Genomic DNA, 25,381 nt, shown 5'->3' on the forward strand with positions numbered 1-25,381 from the left:
GGTGCCTCCCGGAGCCGGTCGCGGGCCGCCCGCGAAGCGGACCCAGCCTAGAGCCTCACGCCCGGGAGCCGGCCGAGCGCCCGACCAGGCCGGCCCGCGCGAGCACGAGGTAGAGCTCGCAGCCCAGGCAGAGGCCGAACACGGCGTTGAGGAAGGCGGCGAGGAAGGCGACGGCCGCGGCGACCGGAACCGATCCCGGGACGCCGGCGACGTGCAGGAGGACGCCGGCGCCGGTCACCACCAGGCCGATCAGCTGGGCGAAGCGCGGCGGGCGGGCGTCCTCCCACTCGCGCGGCGGTGCCAGGTGCGGCCGGACCACCCGGCGGAACAGCACCGCCCAGGGGCCGGAGCCGACGCCGCGCGCGGCCGACCAGGCGAAGAGGGCGGCGAGCGCGAGCAGCAGGAGGAAGCCGGGCTGGGAGAGCCGGCCGTCGAGGTCGGCCCGGGCCGCGGCCGCGAGCCCGAGGCCCACGGCCGTGAGGAGGAGTGCGGCGGTGACTCCGGCGGCGACCCTCGGGCCGCGGGGATCGACGGTGCCGGACGGGGGAGTGGCGCCGGTGGTGGAGGGGGAGCGGGTGCTCATCATGTCTCCTGGAGTCGGTCGAGCTCGATGGTCAGGGCGGCCCGGGTCGGAGCGCCGCCGACGCGGCTGCGCGGCACTCCGTCTCGATCGAGCAGGAGGAGCGTGGGCGTCTGCCGGACGCGGAAGCGCGCCGCGAGGTCGGGGCGGTGCGTCAGATCGACGTCGAGGTGCGCCAGCCCGGGCCGCTGCTGGGCGAGCTCCCCGAGCATCCGTCGCACTGCAGGGCACCGCGTGCAGACGTCGGTCGAGAACTGCACGACTGTGGCCCGGGTCCCGAGCACTGCGCCGGGGACGAGCTCGCCGGGGTCGATCGCGGGGTCCTGGCGCGAGGGGGCGCTCGCGACGCGCCCGGAGCGGGCCCGATGGACAGCCCCGAGGACGACGCCCAGCACGACGAGGCCGAGCAGTGCGGCGAGGATCGTCACGGGCTCCATCCGGGAAGCGTAGGTCGGCGCGGGCGCTGCGCGGACGACTGTTTCGGGATGTGACGACGGCCGCGGTCGGAGCGTGGTCTAGGTTCGATCCGTGACCGAACAGAGCAGCCTCAGCGCAGACCCGAGTAGTCCCGTCTTCCGCAGTGATGTCGTCGTCGAGCTGGTCCGCGCGAGCGCCCACGACTCCGACGTGCTGTTCGCGGCCCGCGTCTCGACCCAGGGCGAGAAGACGCTCGCCGAGGCGCTCGACGGCGAGGAGTCCGACGCCGAGCTGCAGCGCAAGCGCGACCGCGGCCTGATCAACTACCTCATGCGCGACCGCCACGGCTCGCCGTTCGAGCACAACTCGATGACCTTCTACGTGCAGGCGCCGATCTTCGTCTTCCGCGAGTTCATGCGGCACCGCATCGCCTCCTACAACGAGGAGTCGGGCCGCTACCGCGAGCTCCGTCCGGTCTTCTACGTGCCCGGCCCCCGCCGCAACCTCGTGCAGGTCGGCAAGCCCGGCGCCTACTCCTTCGAGCCGGGCACCCCCGAGCAGGCCGAACTCGTCGCCGAGGAGACGCGCCGCGTCAGCACGCAGGCCTACGAGTCGTACCGGCGGATGCTCGGCGAGGGCGTCGCCCGCGAGGTCGCCCGGATCGTCCTCCCGCTGAACATCTACTCGTCGATGTACGTCACGCTCAACGCCCGCTCGCTGATGAACTTCCTCTCCCTGCGCACCAAGCGCGAGGACTCGACGTTCCCCTCCTTCCCGCAGCGCGAGATCGAGATGGCGGCCGAGCAGATGGAGACGCACTTCCAGGAGTTGATGCCCCTCACGGCCGCCGCCTTCACGGCGAACGGCCGGGTCGCCCCGTAGCCCGCCGACCGGCGAGCACGAGCGGGCCGTCCCGCCCGATCCGCCTGCTGCCGTCCGCGCGGGCGGCTCCGGGAACCTCCTCCCGGCGGCGCGGCGGCGACCCGCTACCCTGGCAGCGTGTCAACTCCGGAGAATCCCTTCGGCCAGGTCCTGGTCGCCCTGGTCACCCCGTTCACCGCCGACGGCGAGGTCGACTGGCCCGGTGTCGAGAAGCACATCGACGACTGCATCGCAGCGGGCGCGGACGGCATCGTGGTCACCGGGACCACGGGCGAGACCAGCACCCTGACCGACCCGGAGAAGATCCGCCTCGTCGAGGTCGGCCGCTCGGTCGCCGGGGGCCGCGCGAAGATCATCACGGGAGGCGGCTCGAACGAGACCGCCCACGCCATGCAGCTCGCCCGTCAGAGCGAGAAGGCCGGCGCCGACGGCAACATGATCGTCACCCCGTACTACAACAAGCCCACGCAGGCGGGCGTGCTCACCCACTTCCGGATGATCGCGGATGCGACGGACCTGCCGGTGATCCTCTACGACATCCCCGGCCGCACTGGCGTGCCGATCCGCTACGAGACGATCCTGCGGGCGGCCAAGCACCCGAACATCCTGGCCGTGAAGGACGCGAAGGGCGATCTCTCCGAGGTCAGCCGCGTGCTCAACCAGACCGACCTGATGTACTTCTGCGGCGACGACGCGAACGTGCTCCCCGAGCTCGCCATCGGCGCCACGGGGCTCATCGGCGTCACCGCGAACATCGCCGCCGCGCCGTACCGCACGATCGTCGACGCCGTGAACGCGGGCGACCTCCACGCGGCCACCCGCGCACACCAGCAGCTCGAGCCGCTCGTGCGCGCCGTGATGACGCACGTCCCCGGGACCGTCGCCGCGAAGTACATCCTGCACGGCCTCGGCCGCATCTCCTCGCCGCGCGTGCGGCTGCCCCTGGTCGGCCCGGAGGAGTCGGAGGCGGCGCTCATCGAGGACGAGCTCGGCCTGGTCCGCGACATCCCGGGCGTCGACTTCCGCAACTTCCGGCCCGACCGCAACGCCGCGGCCGGCGGCGCCCTCCCGAAGGTCGCCGGCACCACCCGCTGAGCCCGAGCGGCACGTCCCGAGAAAGCACCGCTGGAGAAGGAGGGCGCATGCCCGGTCCCGTGATCATCCCCGCCCCGCTCGCTCCGGGAACGCTCCGGATCATCCCCCTCGGCGGCCTCGGCGAGATCGGCCGCAACATGACCGTCTTCGAGATCGACGGCAGGCTCCTGGTCGTCGACTGCGGCGTGCTCTTCCCGGAGGAGGACCAGCCGGGCGTCGACCTGATCCTCCCGGACTTCACGCCCATCCGGGACCGGCTCGACGACATCGTCGGAGTGGTCCTCACCCACGGCCACGAGGACCACATCGGCGCCGTCCCCTACCTGCTCCGCCTGAAGCGCGACATCCCGCTGATCGGCTCCACCCTCACGCTCGCCCTCGTCGAGGCGAAGCTCAAGGAGCACCGGATCACGCCGTACACGCTCACGGTGAAGGAGGGCGACGTCGAGAACCTCGGGCCCTTCGAGCTCGAGTTCGTCGCCGTGAACCACTCGATCCCGGACGCGCTGGCCGTGTCGATCGTCACCGACGCGGGCTCGGTGCTGCACACCGGCGACTTCAAGATGGACCAGCTGCCGCTCGACGGCCGGATCACCGACCTGCGCGCCTTCGCCCGCCTCGGCGAGGAGGGAGTCGACCTGTTCATGGTCGACTCCACCAACGCCGACGTCCCCGGCTTCACGCCGAGCGAGCGCGACATCGGCCCGGTCATCGAGAGCGTCATGGCCAGGGCAACCCGCCGTGTCATCGTCGCGAGCTTCTCCAGCCACGTGCACCGGGTGCAGCAGGTGCTCGACGCGGCTCACGCCACGGGCCGCCGCGTGGCGCTGCTCGGCCGCTCCATGGTCCGCAACATGCGCATCGCCGCGGATCTCGGCTACCTGCACGTCCCTCCGGGAGTCCTGGTCGACATGAAGAAGTCGGGCGACGTCCCCGAGGACAGGATCGTCTACATGTCCACCGGGTCGCAGGGCGAGCCGATGGCCGTCCTCAGCCGGATGGCCAACCTCGATCACCAGATCGAGCCGGGGGAGGGCGACACGGTGATCCTCGCCTCCAGCCTCATCCCCGGCAACGAGAACGCGGTGTACCGGGTCATCAACGGGCTCACCCGGCTCGGAGCGACCGTCGTGCACAAGGGCAACGCGAAGGTGCACGTGTCCGGGCACGCCGCAGCCGGCGAGCTCCTCTACTGCTACAACATCCTCAAGCCGCTGAACGTGATGCCGGTGCACGGCGAGTACCGGCACCTGGTCGCGAACGCGCAGCTCGCGCGTGAGACCGGGATCGCGGAGGAGAACACGATCATCGCCGAGGACGGCACCGTGATCGACCTGCTCGACGGCAGGGCGACCGTCGTCGGACGGCTCGACCTGGGGTTCGTCTACGTCGACGGATCGTCGGTGGGCGAGATCACCGACGCCGACCTCAAGGACCGGCGGATCCTCGGCGAGGAGGGCTTCATCTCGATCATCGTGGTGGTCGAGGCGGGCACGGGGCGGATCGTCGTCGGCCCCGAGATCCACGCGAAGGGCTTCGCGGAGGACGACAGCGTCTTCGACGAGGTCAAGCCGCGGATCGCGGCCGCGCTCGAGGAGGCGGTGCGGAACGGGGCGAACGATCAGCACGCGCTCTCGCAGGCCGTCCGTCGCGTCGTCGGCCGCTGGGTCAACACCTCCTACCGCCGCCGGCCCATGATCGTGCCGCTCGTCATCGAGGCCTGAGCCTCCCGGCCGGCGGCGGATCGGCGCCGGCGGTCGCGGCGCGGGTCACCGGCCCTGACGGGGGCGGCGGGTACGGTGGCCTCATGGCGACCAGTACCAAGACGACCTCGCGCGGGCGCGGCAGCGCGACTCCGCGCTCCGGCGCGCCGCGATCCGGACGGGGCTCGGGCAAGGCGGCCGCCGAGACGAAGACGGTTGCCTTCGAGTCCGCCCCGCGCACCAACCCCGCCGTGCGGTTCTGGATGGCGCTGGCCCACCTCGCGGGCGGCGCCGCCCGCGCCCTCGGTCCCGAGCGGCTGGCGAAGGAGGAGCGCCGCGACGGCGTCCCCTTCCTGCTGCTGCTGCTGGCCGTCGCGGGCGCGGTGGTCGAGTGGTTCCTCGCGACCGACCCGGTCGCCCTGGTGCTCGACGCGTGGAGCTTCGGCGGCTTCTTCGGCCGGGTCGCCTACGTGCTGCCGGTCGTCCTTCTCCTCTTCTCCCTCTGGCTCTTCCGGCACCCCCGGTCCGTCGACGACAACGGGCGGATCGGCGTGGGCGTCATCACGCTGCTCGTCGCCTCCGCCGGCATCTGCCACGCGCACCTCGGCCTGCCGCAGCCCGGCCAGGGAATCGAGACCATGGCGGCCGCGGGAGGCGTCCTCGGCTGGCTGGTGGGCGCCCCGCTCGCGGCGATCGCCACCGTCCCCGGCGCGACCGTGCTGCTGTCTCTCGTGATCCTGCTGTCGCTGTTCATCATCACCAAGACCCCGCCGAACCGCATCGGCGCGCGCTCGCGGGAGCTCTACGGCTACCTCTTCGGCGCCCCTGTGCTCGACGACGAGGAGCGCGCCCGCCTCAAGGCCGAGCGGGCCGCCGCGAAGGCCGCGGCGAAGGCGGAGGCCGAGCAGGAGGAGGACGCGCAGCAGGACGGCGGAGAGCTGCCCTGGTGGCGGCGCACCGAGTCCGGGCGCGAGGACGAGCCGACCGTGCAGACCGAGCTCCCGATCGACTCCTTCACCGAGGTGCTCGAGGGCACCGCGCCCGCCCGCGGCCGCGCGAAGGGCTTCGACACCGCGCTCGAGGAGCGCGACGACGAGGCCCACCCGCCGACCCGCTCCTACGCCACCGAGGTGCTGGCCGAGGCCGAGACCGCCGAGGCGGCGCTCGCCCGCTTCGAGCAGACGGGCGCTCCCCGCGGCGCGACCGGCGTGGTCGACGACGACGCGACCGAGGTCATCCGGCTCGACCGCCTCGACGTGGCGCCCGCCGTCCCGATCCCGCCCGTCATCGAGACCGGCCCGATCGCGCCCCTCGCCGAGGAGGACCCGACCGCCGGTTTCGACTCCTCGTTCGAGGACGACGCGCCGTACCGCCTCCCCTCGGCGGCCGCCCTCTCGACGGGCACGCCCTCCAAGGCGCGCTCGGCGGCCAACGACGAGATGGTCCGCGCCATCACCGAGGTGCTGCAGCAGTTCAACGTGGACGCGACGGTCACCGGCTTCTCCCGCGGCCCGACCGTCACCCGCTACGAGATCGAGCTCGGCCCCGGCGTCAAGGTCGAGCGCGTCACCGCGCTCAGCAAGAACCTCTCCTACGCCGTCGCCAGCAACGAGGTCCGGATCCTCTCCCCGATCCCGGGCAAGAGCGCGATCGGCGTCGAGATCCCCAACACGGACCGCGAGATCGTCTCGCTGGGCGACGTCCTCCGCTCGCCGGCCTCGACGACGTCCACGCACCCGATGACCATCGGCGTCGGCAAGGACGTCGAGGGCGGCTACGTCGTGGCGAACCTCGCCAAGATGCCGCACCTCCTGGTCGCCGGCTCCACCGGCTCCGGCAAGTCCAGCTTCGTCAACTCGATGATCACGAGCCTGCTGATGCGCGCGCGCCCGCAGGACGTGCGGATGGTCCTGATCGACCCCAAGCGCGTGGAGCTCACTATCTACGGCGGAGTGCCGCACCTGATCACTCCGATCATCACGAACCCCAAGAAGGCCGCCGAGGCGCTGCAGTGGGTCGTGAAGGAGATGGACATGCGCTACGACGACCTGGCGTCGTTCGGGTTCCGTCACATCGACGACTTCAATGCGGCCGTCCGCGCGGACGAGATCAAGCTCCCGGCGGGCAGCAGCCGCGTCCTCAAGCCGTACCCGTACCTCCTCGTGGTGGTCGACGAGCTCGCCGACCTGATGATGGTCGCCCCGCGCGACGTCGAGGACTCGATCGTGCGCATCACCCAGCTCGCGCGCGCCTCGGGCATCCACCTCGTGCTGGCCACGCAGCGGCCGAGCGTCGACGTGGTGACCGGCCTCATCAAGGCGAACGTGCCCAGCCGCCTCGCCTTCGCGGTGACCAGCGTGACCGACTCGCGGGTCATCCTCGACCAGCCGGGAGCCGACAAGCTCATCGGGCAGGGCGACGGCCTCTTCCTCCCCATGGGCACCAACAAGCCGATGCGCGTCCAGGGCGCCTGGGTCCGCGAGGACGAGATCGCGAAGGTCGTCGAGCACGTCACCCGTCAGGCGCAGCCCGAGTACCGCCAGGACATCACCGTGCAGGCGCAGCGCAAGGAGATCGACTCCGACATCGGGGACGACCTCGAGCTGCTGGTCGCGGCGGCCGAGCTCGTCGTCAGCACGCAGTTCGGCTCGACCTCGATGCTGCAGCGCAAGCTCCGCGTCGGCTTCGCCAAGGCCGGCCGACTGATGGACCTGCTCGAGTCGCGCGAGGTCGTCGGCCCCTCCGAGGGGTCGAAGGCCCGCGACGTGCTGGTCACCGCCGAGCAGCTGCCGGGCGTCCTCGCGCGGATGCGCGGCGAGGACACGGGCGAGGGGCCGGCCGCGCCGTCCTCGGTCGCCCCGGACCCGTACGCGGATCCGCTGGCCGAGCCGACGGGGCCCGCCGCCACCGACTACCACGACGACGACGAGGGGTCCGGCGAGGACGCCTGGACCCTGACGGGACGCGAGTGACCGTCCCGGTCGCCCGCACTGCGAGGAACGGCGGAGCACGATGACCCACCCCACCGCACCGGCTCCGGCCGCGTCGGGCAACTGGAACCTGCCGAACGCGATCACGGTCGTCCGGATCCTGCTGGCGCCCGTCTTCTTCTGGCTCCTGCTGGCCGACGGGGGGCAGGACGGCGGGATCCGGATCGCCGCGGCGCTCCTCTTCATCGTCGCGATCGCCACGGACGGCATCGACGGGCACATCGCCCGGAGCCGGGGCCTCGTGACCGATCTCGGCAAGCTCCTGGATCCGATCGCCGACAAGGTGCTCACCGGCGCGGCGCTCGTCGGGCTCTCGATCGTCGCGGAGCTGCCGTGGTGGGTGACGATCGTCATCCTGGTGCGCGAGATCGGCATCACCGTGTTCCGGATGGCCGTGCTCTCGGACCGGGTGATCCCCGCGTCGCGGGGCGGCAAGCTCAAGACGATCGTGCAGTCGATCGCGATCTCCCTCGCTCTGCTGCCGCTCTGGGCCGTCCTCGGCGAGTGGGTCCACTGGCTGAACGGCATCACGATGACGGCGGCGGTGGTGCTCACGGTCGCCACCGGGATCGACTACCTCGCCGACGCCGCCCGCCAGAGCCGGGCCGCCCGGTCGACGCGGTGACGGCCGCGCAGCTGATCGCCGAGCTCCGGCGGCGGGGTGTCGACCTCGCCGTCGCGGAGTCGCTCACCGGCGGCGCGCTCAGCTCCGCCCTCGTGGAGGTGCCCGGCGCCTCCGCCGTGTACCGCGGGGGAGTGGTGAGCTATGCCACCGACCTCAAGGACCGGCTCCTCGGGGTCGACGCGCGCGTCCTCGGCGAGCGGGGGCCCGTCGATCCCGGAGTCGCCGTGCAGATGGCGCGCGGAGCGTCCTCGCGGCTCGCAGCCGACGGGCGTCCGACGCTCGGCCTGGCGACGACGGGGGTCGCCGGTCCGGATCCGCAGGGGGATGCGGCCGTCGGCACCGTCTTCGTGGCGGCCGTCCTCGGCGAGGACGAGCTCGTCCGTGAGCACCGGTTCGACGGCGACCGCGCCGCGATCCGCGCCGCCTCGGTCGACGCGGCTCTCGCCCTCGGCGCGGAGCTGATCTCCCGCGGCGCATGAGGCGGATACCCAGCGAGGGCCCTCCGGGAATCGGAATGCGCCGCATTGCGGCCCGGTTACAACTGGTGTCGCTCACACGCAAAGTCCAGTCATCCGGTATTAGAGTCGACACCATACGAACCGGGTAGTGAACAGCTATCCGGTTCTCTCGTCCCAGCCCCCCGATCACCCGCTCCGGAATCTCCGGCGCTCGTGCTCGCGGTGCAGGTGCACGACATGCGGTTGACGTGGAGAAGGAGGGTCCAGTGGTTCTAGTTCGTCAGGAGATCGGCGATGTCCTCAGGGACTTTCGCCTGCAGAAAGGTCGTACGCTCCGTCAGGTGGCGAGCAAGGCGAGCGTTGCGCTCGGCTACCTGAGCGAGGTCGAACGCGGTCAGAAGGAGGCCTCCTCGGAGATCCTCGCCTCTGTCGCCGACGCCCTCGACACCCCCATCTCGGTGATCATGCGCGAGGTCGGCGATCGTCTCGCCGTCATCGAGGGCATCGACACCATCCCCGACACCATTCCGGCCGACATGGTCGCCGGCTTCGACGCGGACCTCGTCACGCAGTAGTCGGCCCCCGTCCCCTCCACTCACCGCACCCGTTCCACGCGAAGGGCGCCCAGGCTCCGGCCGGGCGCCCTTCGGCGTTCCCGGGGGAGTGCGGCCTCCGGGCAGCGGCTACCGTGGACGCATGCGCTTGAGCGAGTTCCGGCAGCTGGTGGACGACGAGTTCGGCGGCGCCTACGCCCGTGTCCTGGTCTCGGACCTCGTGCTGACCGAGCTCGGGGGCCGCACCGCCGAGCGCGCCCTCGCGGACGGAGCGGAGCCGCGCGAGGTCTGGCTCGCCCTCTGCCGCGCCAACGACGTCCCGGAGGCCCGGTGGCACGGCGTGGATCCGCGAAAGCGCCACCGCTGACGCTCCCGTCGCCGAAGTCGTGTTCGACACGCCGACGGCTCGTGCTCGAATCCGTGTTCGAACGGGACTAGGCTCCTCCACAGAAGCAGGAACGGCCCCGTCTCCACGGAGTCGCTCTCGCTCGGCCCCGATGTCGGTGGTCGGGCGTACCGTCGGAGACACCTGAACGGACCTGCTTCACCGCCTTGTCGCAGCCGGCCGGCACTGTCACTCCGACAGCCACCGGCATGTCGCGACAGCCTGTAGGCGACACCACCACGAACACGAGAGCGAGACGGCCATGCCCAGTTCCTCCGACCGCGAGAAGTCCCTCGAGACCGCACTCGCCCAGATCGACCGCCAGTTCGGCAAGGGCGCCGTCATGCGCCTCGGCAGCGACGACCGCGCTCCCGTCGAGGTGATCCAGACCGGTTCGATCGCGCTCGACGTCGCGCTCGGGATCGGCGGGCTCCCCCGCGGCCGCATCGTCGAGATCTACGGCCCCGAGTCCTCCGGAAAGACCACCCTCACGCTGCACGCGATCGCGAACGCGCAGCGCAACGGCGGCATCGCCGCCTTCATCGACGCGGAGCACGCGCTCGACCCCGAGTACGCCAAGAAGCTCGGCGTCGACATCGACTCCCTCCTCGTGTCGCAGCCCGACACCGGAGAGCAGGCGCTCGAGATCGCCGACATGCTCGTGCGCTCGGGCTCGATCGACCTCATCGTGATCGACTCCGTCGCGGCCCTCGTGCCGCGTGCCGAGATCGAGGGCGAGATGGGCGACTCCCACGTCGGCCTGCAGGCCCGCCTCATGTCCCAGGCGCTGCGCAAGCTGACCGGCGGACTGAACACCACGAACACCACGATGATCTTCATCAACCAGCTGCGCGAGAAGATCGGCGTCTTCTTCGGAAGCCCCGAGACCACGGCGGGCGGCAAGGCGCTCAAGTTCTACGCGTCGGTCCGCCTCGACATCCGCCGCATCGAGACGCTGAAGGACGGCACCGACGCGGTCGGCAACCGCACCCGCGTCAAGGTCGTGAAGAACAAGATGGCCCCGCCCTTCAAGCAGGCCGAGTTCGACATCCTCTACGGCGTCGGCATCTCCCGCGAGGGCAGCCTGATCGACTTCGGTGTCGAGCACGAGATCGTCCGCAAGTCGGGCGCCTGGTACACCTACGACGGCGACCAGCTCGGCCAGGGCAAGGAGAAGGCGCGCCAGTTCCTCATCGACAACCCCGATGTGGCCGCCGAGATCGAGAAGCGCATCCTGGTCAAGCTCGGCGTGATCGTCGACCCGAACGCGGCCGTCGAGGCCGCGCCGGTCGCGATCGAGACCAAGCAGCCCGTGCGCAAGGGCGCCTAGCCCGTGGCGGAGAAGGCCGCGGAGGGGGCGAAGGGCCGCCCCGTGGCCTTCCTGCCCTGGGTCGACCGGAGTGCGGCGGGCGACGAGGGCTGGGCTCCGGCGGCGCCGGACGCCGACGGGGCCGGGTCGCTTCCGGATCCGTCCGGAGCCGGAACGCCGCGTACCAGTGCTCCCGGGGCGGCCGCAGGCGAGTCGGGAGGCTCCGCCGTCGGGGGCGCCGCGTCTCCGGCCTCCGAGCGGATCGCCGAGCTCTCGGCTCATGTCGCCCGGCGCGCGCCGGCGTTCGTCGAGAACGCGGAGGACGAGGACGACGACGACGCGATCGAGATCCCGGAGGAGATCGATCCCGAGCAGGTCGCGGATCGGATCGTACGGGGGCTCTCCCGCAAGAGCCTCTCGGTCGCCGAGGTCGAGGCGCGCCTCTACACGGAGGGCGTCGCCGAGAAGGACGCCCTCGAGATCCTCGAGCGCTTCACGCGCTTCGGCTACCTCGACGACCTCCGCATGGCGGAGCAGCTGGTCGTCTCGCTCCGTGACCGCAAGAAGCTCGGCCGCTCCTCCATCCAGCAGGAGTTGCGCGCGCGGAAGATCGACCCCGAGGCGATCGCGTCAGCGCTCGACGAGCTGGACGGCGACGACGAGTACCGCACGGCGCTCGAGCTCGCGCGCAAGCGCCTGCCGAGCCTGCGCTCGCTCTCCGACGAGGTCGCCGAGCGCCGGCTCACGGGATTCCTCGCGCGCCGCGGCTACGCCGGCGGACTCGTGCAGCGCGTCGTCCGCGAGACGATCCGCAAGCCGGGGTCGGGCGTCCGCTTCCGCTGACACGGCGGGCCGGGAGCGGTCCGACCGGAGCGTAGAATCCCACACCATGAGCACGCTCGGTACCGCCCCGTCGCCCGTCGCCGAGACCCGGCCGAGGACCTACGAGGTCCGTACGTTCGGGTGCCAGATGAACGTGCACGACTCCGAGCGGCTGAGCGGTTCGCTCGAGGCGGCGGGCTACGTGTCCGCCGATGGAGCCGAGGCCGACGTCGTCGTGATCAACACCTGCGCGGTGCGCGAGAACGCCGACAACAAGCTCTACGGCAACCTCGGCCACCTCGCGTCGGTGAAGCGCCGACACGAGGGGATGCAGATCGCGGTCGGCGGCTGCCTCGCGCAGAAGGACAAGAACGTCATCCTCGACCGCGCCCCGTGGGTCGACGTCGTCTTCGGCACGCACAACATGGGCGCCCTCCCGAGCCTGCTCGAGCGCGCCCGCCACAACGACGAGGCGCAGCTCGAGATCCTCGAATCGCTCGATGTCTTCCCCTCCACGCTCCCCACGAAGCGCGACTCGACCTACAGCGGCTGGGTCTCGATCTCGGTCGGCTGCAACAACACCTGCACCTTCTGCATCGTCCCCTCGCTCCGCGGCAAGGAGAAGGACCGGCGTCCCGGCGACGTGCTCGCCGAGATCCAGGCGCTCGTGGACGACGGCGCGATCGAGGTCACCCTTCTCGGCCAGAACGTGAACTCCTACGGCGTCGAGTTCGGCGACCGCCAGGCGTTCTCGAAGCTGCTCCGCGCGGCGGGCACCATCGACGGGCTCGAGCGGATCCGCTTCACGAGCCCCCATCCCGCGGCCTTCACCGACGACGTGATCGACGCCATGGCCGAGACGCCGGCGGTGATGCCGCAGCTGCACATGCCGCTCCAGTCCGGCTCCGACCGCATCCTCAAGGCGATGCGCCGCTCCTACCGCTCCGAGAAGTTCCTCGGGATCCTCGACCGGGTCCGCGATCGCATCCCGCACGCGGCGATCAGCACCGACATCATCGTGGGCTTCCCCGGCGAGACCGAGGCCGACTTCCAGGAGACCCTGCGGGTGGTCGAGGCGGCCCGCTTCGCCTCCGCCTTCACCTTCCAGTACTCCATCCGACCCGGCACCCCGGCCGCGACGCTGCCCGACCAGATCCCCAAGGCGGTCGTCCAGGAGCGCTACGAGCGGCTCGTCGCCCTGCAGGATGCGATCAGCGAGCAGGAGAACCGCACGGTCGTCGGCCGCGAGGTCGAGGTCCTCGTCGCGACCGGCGAGGGCCGCCGCGACACGGAGACGCACCGGCTGAGCGGACGCGCCGAGGACAGCCGTCTGGTGCACTTCGACGTGCCCGAGGGCTCCGAGCAGCCGCGTCCCGGAGACGTGGTCTCGGTCCGGGTCACCCGTGCCGCGCCCTTCTACCTCCTGGCGGATTCGCCCGACGGCGCGCCGCTCCGCATCCGCCGCACCCGCGCGGGCGACGCCTGGGACCGGGCGCAGACCGAGTCCTGCGGAGTTCCGGCCGCCCCGGGCGCGAGCGGGGCGCCCCGGGTCTCGCTGGGCCTGCCGTCGCTGCGCGTGCGCGACGCCGGCACGCTGACGACGCCGATCTACGACGCCCTCGATGGCGAGCGCTGAGACCGGAGCCCCCGATACCGCGCCGGAGCTCATCGCGGTCGTCGGCGCGACCGGCACGGGCAAGTCCGACCTCTCGCTCGAGCTCGCCGAGGCGATCCGGCAGGACGGCGGCGCCGCTGAGATCGTGAACGCCGACGCGATGCAGCTCTACCGCGGGATGGACATCGGCACCGCGAAGCTGCCCGCCGACGAGCGTCGGGGCGTCCCGCACCACCTGCTCGACGTCCTCGACGTGACGGAGGAGGCGTCGGTCGCCCGCTACCAGAGCGAGGCGCGGCGCGTGATCGAGAGCGTGCTGGCGCGCGGGGCGACGCCGATCCTCGTCGGGGGCTCCGGTCTGTACGTCTCCAGCGTCGTCTTCGAGTTCTCGTTCGCGGGCACCGACCCGGCCGTCCGGCGCCGGCTCGAGGAGACCGCCGAGCGGGAGGGCCTGGGCGCCCTCGTCGAGCGGTTGCGCCGGATCGACGCCGGAGTGGCCGAGCGGATCGGTCCGCACAACGCCCGGCGCATCGTCCGCGCGCTCGAGATCGCGGAGCTCACCGGCGGGAGCACGCACAGCGCGCTGATGTCCGACGAGCCGGTTCGGTGGCGCCCCGCCTCGATCCTGTTCCTCGAGGCTCCGCGGGAGGAGCTGGTGCAGCGCCTCGACCGGCGGGTGGAGCGGATGTGGGCGACCGGGATGCTCGACGAGGTCGAGCGGCTCGTCCCCTTCGGCCTGGAGCGCGGCGTCACAGCCGGGCGGGCCATCGGGTACGCCCAGGCGCTCGCCCAGCGTGCCGGCGTCCTCCGCGAGGAGGAGGCGATCGCGGCGACGCAGGCGCTCACGCGCCGCTACGCACGTCGGCAGAACAGCTGGTTCCGGCGCTACGCCGGCGCCCACCGGCTCCCGTACGACGCGCCGGACCTGGTGTCGCGGGCGCACGCCGCCGCCCAGGCCGCCGCTCCCGCTCCTCGCTAGGCTGTGCGCCATGACGATCGAGCTGCACTTCACCAAGGGCCAGGGCACCGGCAACGACTTCGTGCTCTTCAGCGACCCGGACGGTGAGGTCGACCTCTCGCCCGCGCAGATCGCGATGATCTGCGACCGCCACTTCGGCGTCGGCGCCGACGGCGTCATCCGTGCCGTCCGCTCCCGCGCGATCCCGGAGGGCGCCGCGGCTCTGGCCGAGGAGAGCGAGGCGGAGTGGTTCATGGACTACCGCAACGCCGACGGCTCGATCGCCGAGATGTGCGGCAACGGCATCCGCGTCTACGCCGCGTTCCTGCTCGCGGGCGGCCTCGCGGCGCTCGAGCCCGGCGACACCCTGCCGATCGGCACCCGCGCCGGCGTCCGCGACGTCACCCGCAGCGGTGCCGGGTTCCAGGTCGACCTCGGCCGCTGGGAGCTGGCGGGCGGCGAGCCCCTGGTGCGGGCGAAGGAGCTCAAGGTCGCGCGCCCCGGTCTCGGGATCGACCTCGGCAATCCGCACGTGGTCGTCGCCCTCAGCAACGACGAGGAGCTCGACTCCGCCGACCTCTCCTACATCCCGCAGCTCGACCCGGAGCCCGAGGACGGCGCGAACGTCGAGTTCGTGGTTCCCGGCGAGCCCCTGGTCCACGACGGGATCGGGCGGATCCGGATGCGCGTGCACGAGCGCGGCAGCGGCGAGACCCTGAGCTGCGGCACGGGTGCCGCGGCGGCGGCACTGGCGGTGCGCTACTGGGCGGGAGCGCGCGCTCCGCAGGCCTGGCGCGTGGAGGTCCCGGGCGGCACGCTCGGCGTGACGATGTTCGCGGCGGAGGAGGGCGAGCACGTCGGGCTCTCCGGCCCGGCCGACCTCGTCTTCACCGGGACGATCCGGATCGACTGAGGACCCGGTCAGGCCAGGCGGGTCGTCCGCAGCACGCGGAAGCCCTTCGCCGAGGAGACGCGCTCCACGTCGAGCCGCCCGGCGAACGCGGCGCCCAGCCAGGTCTGGAGCGAGTCGGAGCCGAGGTTGCGCTGCACGACGAGCCAGGCGTCCGCGCCCTCCTCGAGCCGCGGCAGCCAGCGTTCGAGCAGGAGGTGCAGCTCCTCCTTGCCGATGCGGATCGGCGGGTTCGACCACACGGTGCGGAAGCGGACGTCGTCGGGAACATCCTCGGGCAGCACGGCGTTGACATTGAGGACGCCGAGTTCCTCGCAGTTGCGACGGACCAGCTCGAGCGCCCGCTGGTTGACGTCGACCGCCCACACCCGGGCGTCGGGGGATGCGAGGGCGAGCGCGAGGGCGATCGGGCCCCAGCCGCAGCCGAGGTCCAGCAGGTCCCCGTCAGCGGGGGCGTCGGGCACCGCGTCCAGCAGGACGCGTGTGCCGAGATCGACGTGACCGGGGCTGAACACCCCTCCTGCCGTCGTGACCTCGAGGTCGCGGCCGGCCAGGCGGGCCTGGATCCTGCGGGGCCGGAGGTCGCCGTCGGGAGTACTCGAGAAGTAGTGCTCGGCGGCCATGAGAAGTGAACCTATCAAGACCTGAGGAGTTAGTGTTATCCGGATGACGGAAGACCTGAACGAGACCGACACGACCGAGGCCGTGGACGTCGTCTCGAGGGTCCTGGCGAACGCGCAATCGCGTTCGGCAGGGTACTCGCGCTTCGTCGCGGGTGGAGCCCAGGCGCTGCAGAGCGCCGGCCACGAGGGCGAGAACAGCGACGGCGAGCAGTTCGACCGCGACGACCGGCAGGCGCTGCGACGCGTCGCCGGACTCTCGACCGAGCTCGAGGACGTCACGGAGGTCGAGTACCGCCAGCTGCGCCTGGAGAACGTCGTGCTCATCGGCGTGTACTCGCAGAATTCGCTGGAGGACGCGGAGAACTCGTTGCACGAGCTCGCCGCGCTCGCGGAGACGGCGGGAGCGACGGTCCTCGACGGCCTGCTCCAGCGCCGCCCGCACCCCGATCCGAGCACCTACCTCGGCAAGGGCAAGGCCCAGGAGCTCGCGGGGCTCGTCGCGGCCCTCGGCGCGGACACGGTCGTCGCCGACACCGAGCTCGCACCGAGCCAGCGGCGTGCGCTGGAGGACGTGGTGAAGGTCAAGGTGATCGACCGCACCGCGGTGATCCTCGACATCTTCAGCCAGCACGCGAAGAGCCGTGAGGGCAAGGCGCAGGTCGAGCTCGCGCAGCTCGAGTACCTGCTCCCGCGACTGCGCGGCTGGGGCGAGTCCATGTCCCGCCAGGCCGGCGGCCAGGTGGGCGCGGGAGCCGGAATGGGCTCGCGCGGTCCGGGTGAGACGAAGATCGAGCTCGATCGTCGCCGCATCCACACCCGCATGGCGCGCCTGCGCAAGCAGATCACGGCGATGAAGCCCGCCCGCGAGGCCAAGCGCGCGAACCGCAAGCGCAACGCCGTCCCCTCGGTGGCGATCGCGGGGTACACGAACGCCGGCAAGTCGAGCCTGCTGAACCGGATGACGCACGCGGGCGTCCTCGTCGAGAACTCGCTCTTCGCGACCCTCGACGCCACCGTTCGCAAGGCCCAGACGAAGGACGGGCGCCTCTACACGCTCGCCGACACGGTCGGCTTCGTGCGAGCGCTTCCGCACCAGCTCGTCGAGGCCTTCCGGTCGACGCTCGAGGAGGTCGCGGACTCCGATGTGATCGTCCACGTCGTGGACGCCTCCCACCCCGATCCGGCCGGGCAGATCGCCACCGTGCGCGACGTGATCGGCGAGGTGGGCGCCCGCAGCATCCCCGAGATCATCGCCTTCAACAAGGCCGATCTGGTGGACGAGGGCACGCGGCTGGTGCTGCGCGGTCTCGCTCCCGACGCGGTCTTCGTGTCGGCGCGCAGCGGCGAGGGCATCGACGAGCTGGAGGCGCGGATCGCCGAGATCCTGCCCGAGCCGGACGTCGAGATCGACCTGCTCGTGCCGTACGACCGTGGCGACGTGATCTCGCATCTGCACCGCAGCGGCCGGATCCTGTCGACGCAGTACGTCGAGGGCGGCACCCACGTGGTCGCCCTCGTGCACGCCGATCTGGCGGGCTCGCTCACCGAGTTCGCGGTTCCGCGCGCGGCCGTCCAGGCCTGATCGCCACCACCCGAGCGCCCGTCTCCCCGTCAGGGAGGCGGGCGCTCGGCGCATCCGGGAGGGGGTGCGGCGACCCGCACCACCGACCGGCGGCGGCGGGAGGGTTCGGCGACGGGGCGTCGGCGGCCCTCCTCCGCCTTCCCGTGACCGTGACGGAGGGGCGCGCGCCCCGATCGCCCGTGCCCCTCCTGCACGCCCGGTGTCAGACCGAGCGGAGGACCGCCACGATCTTCCCGAGCACCTCTGCCTCGTCGCCGAGGATCGGCTCGAAGTTGGAGTTGCGGGGCAGCAGCCAGGTGTGGCCGTCGCGCTGGCGCAGCACCTTGACGGTGGCCTCGCCGTCGAGCATGGCCGCCACGATCTCGCCGTTCTCGGCGGTGCGCTGCGAGCGGACCACGACCCAGTCGCCGTCGCAGATCGCGGCGTCGATCATCGACTCGCCGACGACCTTGAGCATGAAGAGCTCGCCCTTGCCGACGAGCTGCCGGGGAAGCGGGAACACCTCGTCGATCTGCTGGTCGGCCATGATCGGCACGCCCGCCGCGATCCGGCCGACGAGGGGGACCATCGCCGCGTCGCCGACCGTCGCGGTCGACTCGAACGACCCGTCGTCCTCCGTCGAGCTGGGGACGTCGATGAGGATCTCGAGGGCGCGGGGCCGGTTCGGGTCGCGGCGCAGGTAGCCGCTGAGCTCGAGCTGGTTGAGCTGGTGGGTGACGCTCGACAGCGAGGCGAGGCCGACCGCGTCGCCGATCTCGCGCATGCTCGGCGGGTAGCCGCGGCTCGACACCGAGCGCTGGATCGCGTCGAGGATCGCGAGCTGCTTGGCGCTCAGGCTCTTCCGGCGCCGGCCCGCGGCCGCCTTCGTCTTGGCGGCCGGGGTCCCGGCCCTCTGCGCGTCGCTCACGATGCTCCCTCTTCCCGGTGCGCACGCCGCGTGCGCGCCCGCCCGGTCGCGACCCGACAAGGAATGTCGGTGGTCGCTGCTCTACTACGACCAGGCTCTCGAAACTGTATCCGCCGGAACTCACGACTCGGAACATTCGTTCGAGTGTGTCGCGCGCGAGTCCGCCCGCGGATCAGCCGGAACGGTCCCTTGACCGCTCCGTCGTTCGAAGATATGTTCGGTACAGGCGTTCGGGGCGGCCCTCCCGGCCGAGGGCCTCCCCGAATCCCTGTTGAAAGGAGCGATCCCATGACCGCACAGCTCACCTCCCGCCCGCTCCAGCGCTCGTCCGCGGCCCGGCCCGTCGAGGTCCTGCCGTCCGCTTCCGAGCCGATGAACGCGTTCGGCGAGGCGCGGATCGTCCGCACCCGTCTCCGCCTCACGCGCCGCGGCCGCGCCGTGGTGGCCGCTCTGGGAGCCCTGCCGATCGTCACGGGTGCCTTCGCCTTCGGGCTCAACGGCGGTGGAGCGGTCGCGTCGAGCGACGCCGCTGCAGTCGAGTTCCAGTACGTCACCGTCCACGCGGGCGAATCGCTCTGGTCGCTCGCCGAGGAGCTCGCCCCGCAGGCGGACCCGCGCGACGTGGTCGACGACATCCTCTCCCTCAACCAGCTCTCGAGCGCGGGCGTCGAGCCCGGGCAGCGCCTCGCCGTCCCGGCCGAGTACGACACCGCTCGCTGAGCCGGGCTGCCCGGTCGTCCGCGTCGGGCGCTTCGCTACCATTCCCTGGTGACGACTCTCGACGACCTGCCCCTCCGCGACGACCTCCGAGGCAAGCACCCGTACGGCGCACCCCAGGCGGTCGTGCCCGTCGCCCTCAACGTCAACGAGAACACCCACCCGGTCCCGGACGACGTGATCGCCGACATCGTCGGGCGGGTCTCGGAGGCGCTGCGCACCGTCAACCGGTACCCCGACCGCGAGTTCCGAGAGCTGCGCGACTCCCTCGCCGGCTACCTCGGTCACGGGCTCACCGCGGACGGCGTGTGGGCTGCGAACGGATCGAACGAGGTGCTCCAGCACGTCCTTCAGGCGTTCGGCGGTCCCGGGCGCTCGCTGCTGGGGTTCGCGCCCACCTACTCGATGTACTCGATCCTCGCGTCGGGGAGCGGAACGGAGTGGATCCCCGCTCCGCGCGAGGCGGAGTTCGAGATCGGAGCCGAGTACGCCGCGGAGCAGGTGCGCCGGGCCCGGCCCGACATCGTCTTCCTCTGCGCGCCGAACAACCCGACCGGGACGCCGCTCGACCTCGCCGTGATCGAGGCGGTCTACGACGCGACCGACGGCGTCGTCGTCGTCGACGAAGCGTACGCCGAGTTCGCCGGCAGGGGCGCGCCCACCGCGCTGAGCCTCCTCCCCGGGCGACCGCGCCTGCTCGTGTCCCGCACCATGAGCAAGGCCTTCGCCTTCGCCGGTGTCCGCCTGGGCTACCTCGCCGCCGACCCCGCGGTGATCGACGCGCTCCGCCTCGTCCGCCTCCCGTACCACCTGTCGGCCCTCACCCAGGCCGCCGCGACCGCCGCCCTCGCTCACGCCGACGAGATGCTCGCCATGGTCGGCGAGATCATCGTGCAGCGCGACCGGATGATCGACGGACTGCGCGCCCTCGGCTACCGCCCGTACACGACCGGCAGCAACTTCGTCCTCTTCGGCGGCGTCGCGGATCCGGCCGCCGTGTTCGAGGGCCTGCTCGCCCGCGGCGTGCTCATCCGCGACGTCGGCATCCCGAACCACCTCCGCGTCAGCGCCGGCACCGAGGAGGAGACGACCGCGTTCCTCGAGGCGCTCGCCTCCCTCCCCGCACCGTCGGCCGACCCCGCGGTGGCGCTTTCGCGCGAGTAGAGGTCCGCCCTGGGTCGGTGACGCGGCGCGAATAGACTGGGAGGCATGACCTCCCCGAGCGCCGCACCCGGGCGCACCGCCTCCCTCAGCCGTGCCACCAGCGAGTCGAGCATCGAGCTCTCCCTCGACCTCGACGGCACGGGCGTCGCCGATCTCGAGACCGGCGTGCCCTTCTTCGACCACCTGCTGACGGCGTTCGCGAAGCATTCGCTCACGGACCTGCGCGTCCGGGCCCGCGGCGACATCGAGATCGACATCCACCACACCGCGGAGGACATCGGCATCGTGCTCGGCACGGCCATCCGACAGGCCCTCGGCGACAAGGCCGGGATCTCCCGCTTCGGCGACGCGCTCGTCCCCCTCGACGAGGCGCTCGTGCAGGCCGTCGTCGACATCTCGGGGCGCCCCTACCTCGTGCACACCGGCGAGCCGGAGGGCTTCGCGCTGCACCTGATCGGCGGCCACTTCACCGGGTCGATGGTGCGCCACGTCTTCGAGGCGATCGCGTTCAACGCCGGCCTCACCGTGCACGTCACGGTGCTCGGCGGCAGGGACCCGCACCACATCGCCGAAGCGGAATTCAAGGCGTTCGCCCGCGCCTTCCGTCAGGCCAAGGCCCTCGACCCGCTCGTCTCCGGCGTGCCGTCGACGAAGGGCGCGCTGTGAGCTCGGCCCGCCCCTCCGTCGTGGTCTACGACTACGGCTCGGGGAACGTGCACTCCGCCGTCAAGGCGCTCGAGCTCGCCGGGGCCGACGTCGAGCTGACGGGGGACCGGCAGCGGGCGCTGGAGGCGGACGGCCTCCTCGTGCCCGGCGTCGGCGCCTTCGACGCCGTGATGTCGGCGCTGACCCGCGCCCGCGGCGGCGAGATCATCGAGAAGCGCCTCGCCGGCGGGCGCCCCGTCCTGGGCATCTGCGTCGGGATGCAGGTGCTCTTCGAGCGCGGCGTCGAGCGCGGGGTCGAGAGCGAGGGCCTGGGCGAGTGGCCGGGGACGGTGGACCTCCTCCCGGCCGAGGTCGTCCCGCACATGGGCTGGAACACCGTCTCCGTTCCCGAGGGCTCGGTGCTCTTCGACGGCATCGCCGAGGAGCGCTTCTACTTCGTGCACTCCTACGGCGCCCGCGAGTGGTCGCTCGACGTGATGCCCCCGTTCCCGCGTCCCGCGGTCACCTGGGCCGATCACGGAGGCCCCTTCATCGCCGCGGTCGAGAACGGGCCGCTCTCGGCCACGCAGTTCCACCCCGAGAAGTCGGGGGCCGCCGGGCTCCGGCTGCTGGCCAATTGGCTGGGCACCCTCCGCACGAACTAGGATCGGCCGGTGGTCGGCGCCTCCAGGGGCCGGCACCGGCTCCGAGACTGAGGATGACGATGAGCGAGTTCACCAAGGCCCCGGGCCTGGTCCTCCTGCCCGCGATCGACGTGGCGGGCGGCAGGGCCGTGCGGCTCACGCAGGGCGAGGCCGGGACCGAGACCAACTACGGCGACCCGATCGACGCCGCGGGCGACTGGGCCGACCAGGGCGCGGAGTGGATCCACCTCGTCGACCTCGACGCCGCCTTCGGCCGCGGCGACAACCACGGCATCATGAAGAAGGTCATCCGGCAGGTGAAGGGCGTCAACGTCGAGCTCTCCGGCGGGATCCGCGACGACCGCAGCCTCGAGTCCGCGCTGAGCGCCGGCGCGAAGCGCATCAACCTCGGCACCGCGGCGCTCGAGAACCCCGAGTGGGCCGCGAGCGTCATCGCGCAGTACGGCGACCAGATCGCCGTCGGTCTCGACGTCCGGGGCACCACGCTCGCCGCGCGCGGCTGGACCAAGGAGGGCGGCGACCTCTGGCAGGTCCTCGACCGCCTGGAGGAGGCCGGCTGCACCCGCTACGTCGTCACCGACGTCACGAAGGACGGCACGCTCAAGGGCCCGAACCTCGAGCTCCTCGAGCAGGTCATGGCCCGCACCCACCGCCCCGTGATCGCCTCGGGCGGCATCTCGAACCTCGACGACATCGCCGCTCTGCGCGACCTCGTGCCCCAGGGGCTCGAGGGCGCGATCGTCGGCAAGGCGCTGTACGCGGGCGCATTCACGCTCGCGGAGGCCCTGGATGTCGCATCCGAGTGAGCCCCGCCCGCTCCCGGCGCATCTGACCGACTCGGCCGGCACCCCCTGGGCGGGCCGGCACTTCGAGCCGAGCGCAGCGCCGGAGGACGACGGAAGCGCCCCGGAGGCGCTGGTCGCCGCGCTCGAGTCCTTCGCCGGTGGCACTCGCGGCCCGGAGGCCGTGGTCGACGCGCTCCGCACGTCCCGCCTGCTCATCCCGCTGGTCGCCCGCCTCGGCGAGGAGGCGGAGGGGGTCGGGGGACTCCGGGCGGACAAGACGCAGGAGCTCGCGATCGTCACGGTCGCCGGACCCGACGGCCGCACGGTGCTCCCTGTCTTCAGCGGCGTCGAGAGCATGCGCCGATGGGACGCGGCCGCCCGTCCCGTCCCTGTCGACGGGCGCCGCGCGGCCCTGGCGGCCGTCGCGGAGGGCACCGAGGTGATGGTCCTCGACCCCGCGTCCGAGCGGGAGTTCGCGGTCCGGCGCCCGGCCCTCTGGGCGATCGCGGAGGGCGGCGCCTGGCGGCCGGCCCCTGCCGATGCGGAGGTGCTCCTGGCTCTGCGCGCGGCTGCGGAGGGGGAGCGGGCGGTCGCCTCGCTCGAGGTGCGCGCGGGAGACCCGGAGCAGCGCCTCGCGGGCCCCGAGCTCGTGGTGGTCCTGAGCCTGCGCCCGGGGCTCGATCAGGACGCGCTCGGCGCCCTCGTCGCGCGCCTGGGGGAGCGGTGGGCGGCCGACGAGACCGTCGCGCAGCGCGTCGACTCGATGACGCTGCAGCTCGCCGCCGCCCGCTGACTCCCGATCAGGTGACCGGGCCGGTCCACTTCTCGCCCGGGCCCTTGCCGATCGGGTCGGCGATCGGGGATGCCTCACGGAACGCGAGCTGGAGGGTGCGGAGGCCGTCGCGCAGGCTCCGGGCGTGCATGTCGCTGATGTCGGGCGCCCCGGCCGTGACCAGGCCCGCGAGCGCGTTGATGAGCTTGCGCGCCTCGTCGAGGTCGACCTGCGCTCCGGGCTCGTCGGCGAGCCCGCACTTGACGGCGGCCGCGCTCATCAGGTGCACGGCGGCGGTGGTGATGATCTCCACCGCCGGGACCTCCGCGATGTCGCGGGCGGCCTCCACGTCGGAGGCTCCGCCGTCCTCGCCGAATCGTCGCGTGTAGTCGTCGTCGTACTGGGCCATGGGTCCTTCGTTCGTCGTCCGTGGTAGAGGGGCGCGGCCGCCGGAGCAGAGGATCGAGGGGCGGCCGGATCCGGTCTGTCGGGCGGGCCGCCGGTCTGCTATGGTTGTCCGGGCTCCGAGGCATGTCCTCGGTTCGAAAGTGGAGATTCTCCCACCCGCGCTTGACCGCTTCACAAGGTTACCGGGTCAGAAGCACTCCGCCCCCGAGGGTCGTCAGACCACCGGAGGCAGGGCTGCGGCTCTCGAGGTCCGCCTCGGGAACCGCGTCACAGGGTGCGAGCGCCGTGCTGCAGGCACGACGTGGACGGGACGATCACCTCTCTCGGGTGCGCTGGAGAAGACTCCGGCAGCGCAGCTGCACTCACCGAGATCAGAGGAGAAACGCAATCAGCGATCCCCGTACCAACGACCGTATCCGCGTCCCCGAGGTCCGCCTCGTGGGTCCCGCAGGAGAACAGGTCGGCGTCGTCAAGATCGAGGTCGCCCTGCGACTCGCGCAGGACGCAGACCTGGACCTGGTCGAGGTCGCCCCCAACTCCAAGCCGCCCGTGGCCAAGATCATGGACTACGGGAAGTTCAAGTACGAGCAGGCTCAGAAGCTCAAGGAAGCCCGTCGCAACCAGGCGAACACGATCCTCAAGGAGGTCCGTTTCCGCCTGAAGATCGACAAGCACGACTACGAGACCAAGCGCAAGCGCGCCGAGGGCTTCCTCAAGGCCGGCGACAAGGTCAAGGCGATGATCCTCTTCCGCGGTCGCGAGCAGTCGCGCCCCGAGATGGGCGTCCGCCTGCTCCAGCGCTTCGCGGAGGACGTCGCCGAGTTCGGCCAGGTCGAGTCCACCCCGACCATCGACGGTCGCAACATGGTGATGGTCATCGGCCCGCTGAAGAACAAGTCCGAGGCGAAGGCCGAGGCCAATGCGGTCCGCGCCGCTCGTCGCGAGGCCAACACCCCCGAGGACACGGCCGAGGCCGAGTCCGTCTAGTACTTCGCCGCCCCGGCCTCGGGGCCGGTGGACGCCCCGCTCGCGGGGCACCGGTTTCGCCCCGCCGAGCGCGGAGTGACGTTCACAAGGAGAGAACATGCCCAAGATGAAGACCCACTCGGGTGCCAAGAAGCGCTTCAAGGTGACCGGCTCCGGCAAGGTCATGAAGCAGCAGGCCGGCATGCGGCACAACCTGGAGTCCAAGTCCAGCGTTCGCACGCGCCGCCTCAACCAGGACCAGGTCCTCGCCCCGCAGGACGCCAAGGTCGCCAAGAAGCTTCTCGGTCTGTAGCCCACCGCCGGCGCAGCCCGCTGCGCCGCGTGGTCGCTACTCAGCCGACACGGATCGATAGGAAGAAACAGCAATGGCAAGAGTGAAGAGGGCCGTCAACGCCCACAAGAAGCGTCGCGTCATCCTCGAGCGCGCCTCGGGCTACCGCGGCCAGCGGTCGCGCCTCTACCGCAAGGCGAAGGAGCAGGTCACCCACTCCCTCGTCTACTCGTACCGCGACCGCCGCGCCAAGAAGGGCGAGTTCCGTCGTCTCTGGATCCAGCGCATCAACGCCGCGTCCCGCGCGAACGGTCTGACCTACAACCGCTTCATCCAGGGCCTCGCCCTGGCCGGCGTGCAGGTCGACCGCCGCATCCTCGCGGACCTCGCGATCACCGAGCCGGCCACGTTCGCCTCGCTCGTCGCGACCGCGAAGAGCGCGCTGCCCGCCGACACCTCGGCGCCCAAGGCCGCAGCGTAGTCAGCACGGCTTCCCGGAGGGGGTCGCGACCGAGAGGTCGCGGCCCCCTCCGTCGTCCGCAGGCCCTCCCG

Annotated in this window: 28 protein-coding genes; 23 read left to right on the forward strand and 5 right to left on the reverse strand. The window is 71.9% G+C overall.

Annotated features, from left to right (window positions below):
• Positions 1–55: 55 nt before the first annotated feature.
• Both C5C71_RS09410 and C5C71_RS09415 read right to left on the reverse strand, forming a co-directional pair.
• Positions 56–583 (reverse strand): DUF4395 domain-containing protein, encoded by a 528-nt coding sequence (locus tag C5C71_RS09410; RefSeq protein ID WP_104233265.1) that lies wholly within the window; start codon positions 581–583, stop codon positions 56–58.
• A complete protein-coding gene (locus tag C5C71_RS09415) occupies positions 583–1,017 on the reverse strand; it encodes a thioredoxin family protein (RefSeq protein WP_104233266.1) in 435 nt (144 codons plus the stop codon). The genes C5C71_RS09410 and C5C71_RS09415 overlap by 1 nt, the downstream gene beginning before the upstream one ends.
• A 91-nt stretch (positions 1,018–1,108) precedes the next feature.
• Between C5C71_RS09415 and thyX the strand changes: the two genes are divergently transcribed.
• From thyX to dapF, 13 genes are all read left to right on the forward strand, one after another.
• Positions 1,109–1,879, forward strand: coding sequence for an FAD-dependent thymidylate synthase (gene thyX / locus C5C71_RS09420; RefSeq protein ID WP_104224468.1), 771 nt, complete (start codon positions 1,109–1,111; stop codon positions 1,877–1,879).
• 117 nt (positions 1,880–1,996) lie between these two features.
• Positions 1,997–2,974 (forward strand): 4-hydroxy-tetrahydrodipicolinate synthase, encoded by a 978-nt coding sequence (gene dapA / locus C5C71_RS09425; protein ID WP_104224469.1) that lies wholly within the window; start codon positions 1,997–1,999, stop codon positions 2,972–2,974.
• A gap of 47 nt (positions 2,975–3,021) precedes the next feature.
• Positions 3,022–4,698 carry a ribonuclease J gene (locus tag C5C71_RS09430; protein ID WP_104337591.1) on the forward strand — a complete coding sequence of 559 codons (1,677 nt, stop codon included), beginning with the start codon at positions 3,022–3,024 and terminating at the stop codon, positions 4,696–4,698.
• A gap of 83 nt (positions 4,699–4,781) precedes the next feature.
• Entirely contained in the window at positions 4,782–7,649 is a 2,868-nt protein-coding gene (locus C5C71_RS09435; RefSeq protein ID WP_104337592.1) for a DNA translocase FtsK, read from the forward strand.
• 40 nt (positions 7,650–7,689) lie between these two features.
• Positions 7,690–8,292, forward strand: a complete 603-nt coding sequence (gene pgsA, locus C5C71_RS09440; protein ID WP_104337593.1) for a CDP-diacylglycerol--glycerol-3-phosphate 3-phosphatidyltransferase — start codon at positions 7,690–7,692, stop codon at positions 8,290–8,292.
• Positions 8,289–8,771 (forward strand): CinA family protein, encoded by a 483-nt coding sequence (locus tag C5C71_RS09445; protein WP_104224473.1) that lies wholly within the window; start codon positions 8,289–8,291, stop codon positions 8,769–8,771. The genes pgsA and C5C71_RS09445 overlap by 4 nt, the downstream gene beginning before the upstream one ends.
• Positions 8,772–9,016: 245 nt before the next feature.
• Positions 9,017–9,325: a helix-turn-helix domain-containing protein gene (locus C5C71_RS09450; RefSeq protein WP_068207524.1), complete on the forward strand. Its 309-nt coding sequence runs from the start codon at positions 9,017–9,019 to the stop codon at positions 9,323–9,325.
• 121 nt (positions 9,326–9,446) lie between these two features.
• Positions 9,447–9,671 carry a DUF3046 domain-containing protein gene (locus C5C71_RS09455; RefSeq protein WP_104224474.1) on the forward strand — a complete coding sequence of 75 codons (225 nt, stop codon included), beginning with the start codon at positions 9,447–9,449 and terminating at the stop codon, positions 9,669–9,671.
• Between the two features lie 280 nt (positions 9,672–9,951).
• Complete coding sequence (gene recA, locus C5C71_RS09460) at positions 9,952–11,019, forward strand: recombinase RecA (RefSeq protein WP_104224475.1); 1,068 nt, start codon at positions 9,952–9,954, stop codon at positions 11,017–11,019.
• 42 nt (positions 11,020–11,061) lie between these two features.
• Positions 11,062–11,841, forward strand: a complete 780-nt coding sequence (locus C5C71_RS09465) for a regulatory protein RecX (protein WP_146076892.1) — start codon at positions 11,062–11,064, stop codon at positions 11,839–11,841.
• 46 nt (positions 11,842–11,887) lie between these two features.
• Positions 11,888–13,456: a tRNA (N6-isopentenyl adenosine(37)-C2)-methylthiotransferase MiaB gene (miaB, locus tag C5C71_RS09470; protein WP_104327415.1), complete on the forward strand. Its 1,569-nt coding sequence runs from the start codon at positions 11,888–11,890 to the stop codon at positions 13,454–13,456.
• On the forward strand, positions 13,443–14,414 hold the full coding sequence (gene miaA / locus C5C71_RS09475) for a tRNA (adenosine(37)-N6)-dimethylallyltransferase MiaA (protein WP_104262716.1): 972 nt from the start codon (positions 13,443–13,445) through the stop codon (positions 14,412–14,414). Before miaB ends, miaA begins: the two co-directional genes overlap by 14 nt.
• 10 nt (positions 14,415–14,424) lie before the next feature.
• Positions 14,425–15,306: a diaminopimelate epimerase gene (dapF, locus tag C5C71_RS09480; RefSeq protein ID WP_104226308.1), complete on the forward strand. Its 882-nt coding sequence runs from the start codon at positions 14,425–14,427 to the stop codon at positions 15,304–15,306.
• Positions 15,307–15,314: 8 nt separating this feature from the next.
• Here the strand turns inward: dapF and C5C71_RS09485 are convergent, their stop codons facing one another.
• Complete coding sequence (locus C5C71_RS09485; protein WP_104224480.1) at positions 15,315–15,926, reverse strand: class I SAM-dependent methyltransferase; 612 nt, start codon at positions 15,924–15,926, stop codon at positions 15,315–15,317.
• Positions 15,927–15,969: 43 nt separating this feature from the next.
• On the opposite strand from C5C71_RS09485, the gene hflX reads away from it, so the two are divergent.
• Positions 15,970–17,508, forward strand: coding sequence for a GTPase HflX (hflX, locus tag C5C71_RS09490; RefSeq protein WP_104224481.1), 1,539 nt, complete (start codon positions 15,970–15,972; stop codon positions 17,506–17,508).
• A 202-nt stretch (positions 17,509–17,710) separates the two neighbouring features.
• Here the strand turns inward: hflX and lexA are convergent, their stop codons facing one another.
• Entirely contained in the window at positions 17,711–18,415 is a 705-nt protein-coding gene (gene lexA, locus C5C71_RS09495; RefSeq protein ID WP_104224482.1) for a transcriptional repressor LexA, read from the reverse strand.
• A gap of 288 nt (positions 18,416–18,703) precedes the next feature.
• Here lexA and C5C71_RS09500 point away from each other — a divergent pair, with 288 nt between their 5' ends.
• Genes C5C71_RS09500 through C5C71_RS09525 form a run of 6 tightly spaced genes read left to right on the forward strand, consistent with a single transcriptional unit; the run spans position 18,704 to position 23,184 of the window.
• The gene (locus tag C5C71_RS09500; RefSeq protein ID WP_308471750.1) at positions 18,704–19,135 is read left to right on the forward strand and encodes a LysM peptidoglycan-binding domain-containing protein; all 432 of its coding nucleotides are present in this window, start codon (positions 18,704–18,706) and stop codon (positions 19,133–19,135) included.
• Between the two features lie 45 nt (positions 19,136–19,180).
• Positions 19,181–20,296 carry a histidinol-phosphate transaminase gene (locus C5C71_RS09505; RefSeq protein ID WP_104337594.1) on the forward strand — a complete coding sequence of 372 codons (1,116 nt, stop codon included), beginning with the start codon at positions 19,181–19,183 and terminating at the stop codon, positions 20,294–20,296.
• Between the two features lie 45 nt (positions 20,297–20,341).
• Entirely contained in the window at positions 20,342–20,962 is a 621-nt protein-coding gene (hisB, locus tag C5C71_RS09510) for an imidazoleglycerol-phosphate dehydratase HisB (RefSeq protein WP_104224484.1), read from the forward strand.
• Positions 20,959–21,606, forward strand: a complete 648-nt coding sequence (gene hisH / locus C5C71_RS09515; protein WP_104337595.1) for an imidazole glycerol phosphate synthase subunit HisH — start codon at positions 20,959–20,961, stop codon at positions 21,604–21,606. Before hisB ends, hisH begins: the two co-directional genes overlap by 4 nt.
• Positions 21,607–21,665: 59 nt before the next feature.
• Positions 21,666–22,412: a bifunctional 1-(5-phosphoribosyl)-5-((5-phosphoribosylamino)methylideneamino)imidazole-4-carboxamide isomerase/phosphoribosylanthranilate isomerase PriA gene (gene priA / locus C5C71_RS09520; protein WP_104224506.1), complete on the forward strand. Its 747-nt coding sequence runs from the start codon at positions 21,666–21,668 to the stop codon at positions 22,410–22,412.
• Complete coding sequence (locus C5C71_RS09525; protein WP_104337596.1) at positions 22,396–23,184, forward strand: SseB family protein; 789 nt, start codon at positions 22,396–22,398, stop codon at positions 23,182–23,184. Before priA ends, C5C71_RS09525 begins: the two co-directional genes overlap by 17 nt.
• A 7-nt stretch (positions 23,185–23,191) precedes the next feature.
• Here C5C71_RS09525 and C5C71_RS09530 read toward each other — a convergent pair whose 3' ends face one another.
• On the reverse strand, positions 23,192–23,572 hold the full coding sequence (locus C5C71_RS09530) for a DUF1844 domain-containing protein (RefSeq protein WP_104313470.1): 381 nt from the start codon (positions 23,570–23,572) through the stop codon (positions 23,192–23,194).
• Between the two features lie 437 nt (positions 23,573–24,009).
• Here C5C71_RS09530 and infC point away from each other — a divergent pair, with 437 nt between their 5' ends.
• From infC to rplT, 3 genes are all read left to right on the forward strand, one after another.
• Positions 24,010–24,558, forward strand: coding sequence for a translation initiation factor IF-3 (gene infC, locus C5C71_RS09535; protein ID WP_374952931.1), 549 nt, complete (start codon positions 24,010–24,012; stop codon positions 24,556–24,558).
• A gap of 97 nt (positions 24,559–24,655) precedes the next feature.
• On the forward strand, positions 24,656–24,850 hold the full coding sequence (rpmI, locus tag C5C71_RS09540) for a 50S ribosomal protein L35 (RefSeq protein ID WP_055793295.1): 195 nt from the start codon (positions 24,656–24,658) through the stop codon (positions 24,848–24,850).
• 73 nt (positions 24,851–24,923) lie between these two features.
• Positions 24,924–25,310: a 50S ribosomal protein L20 gene (gene rplT / locus C5C71_RS09545; RefSeq protein WP_104224487.1), complete on the forward strand. Its 387-nt coding sequence runs from the start codon at positions 24,924–24,926 to the stop codon at positions 25,308–25,310.
• Positions 25,311–25,381: the final 71 nt, after the last annotated feature.

This window comes from Rathayibacter sp. AY1C1 (assembly GCF_002932105.1).
GTDB lineage: Bacteria > Actinomycetota > Actinomycetes > Actinomycetales > Microbacteriaceae > Rathayibacter.